Below are 3401 nucleotides of genomic sequence, written 5' to 3' on the forward strand. Positions count from 1 at the left end.
GTCGCGATGTCAGGGAGACACCATCATGGACGGGCATCTCTTGCTCGATGGCGACTGTGAACTCATGCTCTTCCCTGGATTAGGGCAGGTTATCCAAGGAGCGGAGAAGCGCGCTTTGTTTGACGATGCCCGCACCATTGCGCAGCAGCTCTTGACCGTCATGGAGCGCAGAGAGCAAGAGTATGAAAAAGGCGACGCCCCTGCGGCGGCGTTTCCGCTGTCAAAGCTGCCTGCTTGCATCCCCCACGCGGGTCTGGAAGCCTTAGGTCAACAAAAACGGCGGCGCGCCGCTTCGCCTGAGCCGAGCGCCACACCAACGCCGTTATCGCCTGACGACCTCCCTGAAGGCGTACAGGCTACCATGAGTTACGATCATCGAGGGTATTGCCTAGGCTTTACCCATCGAACGCTCGGCTACCTCGGAAAACTGGTGGTTCATGAGGTGGACGGGGAGACCGTGCTGGCCGCAGAGCTGTTTAATGACGACATGATCTGTCTCGAGTCTAAGCAGACGGTGATGGAGGCTATCTTAGCCACGATCACCGCTCGATTTGAGGTCAAAGGCTCGCTAAACCAAGAGGATTTCCAATGAAACTGAGCGCGATTAAAGCCGGCGACAACGTGACTTGGGTGGTCAAAAGTGACTACAGTGATGAATTTCGCGTGTTAGACATTTACCCGCATACCACTTTGCGAGACGAGCAAGGCGAACCGGTTAAGATGGCACTGCTGACGCCGGTTAACGTTGAGCGCTTTGCGCTGACGATGATGAGTGGTGAAGTACCCGATGGTGCTCATATACAAGTGGAGGCCCCTCTGGCCATGTTATTGCCTGTACTCACGCGCAGCGTGCATTGAGGTTAAGATGAGCTTACAACTTCACCATTTAGCTTTGCATCAACTTATCAGGAAAACCCAAGACGAGCTGCATCTGCAGCTTCGCAGCGCGCCGCTAGGCAGCGACGCGCATTCGGAGCAACTGGCCGCGCTGCTCCATCAACATTTTATCCACAAACCCGGCAAAGGCTATGGCTTGTTCCAACCGGGCAGTGACGTGCTCGCGGGGTTGCTGTCCTATCAGCAAGGCCATCACACGTTTCATGACTTTTCCTGTGATTGCGCCACCAAGCTGCATCAAGAGCTGGTGAAATACCCGTTCGCCGATGAAGGCGTCTTAGTCATGGCGCACTATCAACACCTGGCCACCGAGTACCTGTTCATCGGTTTGTTGCCGATACAGCAAAGCCTTAAGGTGACCGGGTCACTCGATATCAGTGCGACGGATTACCTCGAACTCAAGAACATCACCATCGCGGCGTGCATTAATTTATCGGATAAAGCGCATCACCCAGAAAGCGACCGTTACCTGACGTACATCAAAGGTCGAGTGGGGCGTGGCGTGTTGGATTTTTTCCTCGATTTTTTGCAAGCGGAAGTGGGGCTGGATGTCAAAGCGCAGAACCAGGTGCTTTTGCAGGCGGTGGACGATTTTTGCGCCGACCATCAATTAGACAGGCATGAGTCTCACCAGTATCGACAGCAGGTGTTTGACCACTGCACCGCGCAGCTCAAAGCCGGCGATGAAGTGGTGATACGCGAGCTCTCCAATGCGCTGCCTGTCAGTGTGGATGGCCAGAACTTCGAAGCGTTTGCTGAGCATCAAGGTTATGAGCTCGATGCGCAGTTTCCGGTGCAGCGCAGCACGCTCAAACCGTTAACCAAGTTTGTCGGCAGTGGCGGCGGGGTGTCGCTGACCTTTGAGGCGCCGCTGCTCAATGAACGGATTTTTTACGACCCAGACACCGATACGCTGATCATGAAAGGCGTGCCACCGAATCTGCGCGAGCAGTTGGTGAGGCGACGGTAGCAAAATAATAAGGAACAATATGAAACGCAGTATGAAAGCCATCGCGTTGTTTGGCGCTGCTGATGTCGGTAAGTCCAGCGCGTTGAAGACGTTAGATAAACAGTTAAAAGAACTTATTGAAGCCTCTAGTGAAAGAAATATTGACCATGTGACCGACCAATATTTATGTTGTTTGTCCACTGAGGGTATCGATATTGCGACCTCTTATCGCCTGCTCGGTAAAGTGGTTGGGGTTGTGTCTGGTGGGGATACTCCTGAAGCGATGAAAGAGGATATAGAAAGATTAGAAAGTCAGAGTAAACTTGATATTTTGGTGTGTGCGACTCGGTCTAAAGGAAAAACAGAAGCTTTTCTGCATGAGATGGCTGGGGAGGAGAATATTATCTGGCTGCAATGCCCATGGGTTTATCCTGAGCAGGAATACGCCATTAAGATGAAGACTCAGAGCATGGCGACACTATTGTTTGATATGCTGATAGCCCAAATTCACAACACAACACCTTAATGTGTGCAATTTCCAGAACAGTTCAACATAATGACGAAATGTTATTGTCATTATGAGGTTTTGTTGACGCTATGGAGCATATTAAAGAAGGGGAGTTCAAACGCTTGGCGCTGGCGAAGGCGTTTGATGGGGTGTTGGCGCAAGAATCGTCCCACACACCCGGTAAGTTCCATCTTATCGGTGTCAGTTTCTCTCGGCAAGCACAATATGCGGTTCGTGCTGGAAGAGCCAACACACTGCGCGCGTGGCGAATCGACCACCTAGCGGCATTGGTTAAGTCATTAGGGATAATGAGAATGGAAGTCCGATTTTTAAAAGAAGACCATCGTGGAACAGTATGAAGCATACTAAGCTTAGCGAGGTTGACTCGGACATCCCCCATCGAGTTAACGTGCAAAGGACAGCCAAGAAAACCGACGCGACTCTCTCGCGTCGGTTTTTTTGTTTTTTCGCTTCAATAAATGGCGTCAGCGTCTGGCCAACTGACTGAGGTGGTGAGCGTGGGGTGTCCCCGGTGCTCTTTGTTTTTTTTGCTTCTAACCATTGGCTTTTTAGCTCAAAGACCGTCAAAGGCGAAGGGGCATAGTGGATTGCTTGCCAATCGAACTGTCTTACCTGTGCGAGTTTTTGTTGATAAAGCGCCTCGAAAGATGCGTCACAGGGGTAATAGAATTGCCCTTGGTGTTTGAGCCTAAAGTGCGCGCTGGGGCATTCGCGTTGTAAGCGAACGGTTTCTTGCTTGATGAGGACGATGCCCGTTAACGGCGGCAGTGACTGTCTTTCACAAAACTCTAACACATAGGCCAGTGGATAATTCAGATGGCGAAGGCTGACGCCCACCTCGCGAGCGACGTCGTGGAAAAAGAGTGACTTATTATCTCGATGCTCAATGAGTCGATTTAAAGACGCTTACACTGTATCTAGTGGGAATGTGTGTTGATTGACTGTTTCTTATATTATTATAAAGAGAAAGGAGCCTTGTTTGAGTCACTCTTATTTTAAATTGGCGCCCCTCGTTTGCGAGTTTGA

At 50.8% G+C, this 3401-nt stretch carries 5 protein-coding genes; all 5 read left to right on the forward strand.

Features of this window, described 5'->3' with window-relative positions; translation table 11 throughout:
* A partial coding sequence (locus tag KIO97_RS23120; protein ID WP_285384046.1) for a hypothetical protein occupies positions 1–592 on the forward strand: 592 nt, incomplete at its 5' end.
* On the forward strand, positions 589–858 hold the full coding sequence (locus KIO97_RS23125) for a hypothetical protein (RefSeq protein WP_233969509.1): 270 nt from the start codon (positions 589–591) through the stop codon (positions 856–858). The genes KIO97_RS23120 and KIO97_RS23125, both read left to right, overlap by 4 nt.
* Positions 859–865: 7 nt before the next feature.
* Positions 866–1867 carry a nucleoid-associated protein YejK gene (gene yejK / locus KIO97_RS23130; RefSeq protein WP_285384047.1) on the forward strand — a complete coding sequence of 334 codons (1002 nt, stop codon included), beginning with the start codon at positions 866–868 and terminating at the stop codon, positions 1865–1867.
* A 19-nt stretch (positions 1868–1886) separates the two neighbouring features.
* Entirely contained in the window at positions 1887–2372 is a 486-nt protein-coding gene (locus KIO97_RS23135) for a hypothetical protein (protein WP_285384048.1), read from the forward strand.
* 71 nt (positions 2373–2443) lie between these two features.
* Positions 2444–2713: a hypothetical protein gene (locus KIO97_RS23140; protein WP_285384049.1), complete on the forward strand. Its 270-nt coding sequence runs from the start codon at positions 2444–2446 to the stop codon at positions 2711–2713.
* Positions 2714–3401: the final 688 nt, after the last annotated feature.

This window comes from Vibrio sp. B181a, from assembly GCF_030248375.1.
GTDB classification, from domain to species: domain Bacteria; phylum Pseudomonadota; class Gammaproteobacteria; order Enterobacterales; family Vibrionaceae; genus Vibrio; species Vibrio campbellii.

Bases quoted from the DNA above. Each gene is read 5' to 3' on its own strand.
- KIO97_RS23140 (WP_285384049.1), top strand. From the start codon at position 2,444: ATGGAGCATATTAAAGAAGGGGAGTTCAAACGCTTGGCGCTGGCGAAG.
- KIO97_RS23125 (WP_233969509.1), top strand. From the start codon at position 589: ATGAAACTGAGCGCGATTAAAGCCGGCGACAACGTGACTTGGGTGGTC.
- yejK (WP_285384047.1), top strand. From the start codon at position 866: ATGAGCTTACAACTTCACCATTTAGCTTTGCATCAACTTATCAGGAAA.
- KIO97_RS23135 (WP_285384048.1), top strand. From the start codon at position 1,887: ATGAAACGCAGTATGAAAGCCATCGCGTTGTTTGGCGCTGCTGATGTC.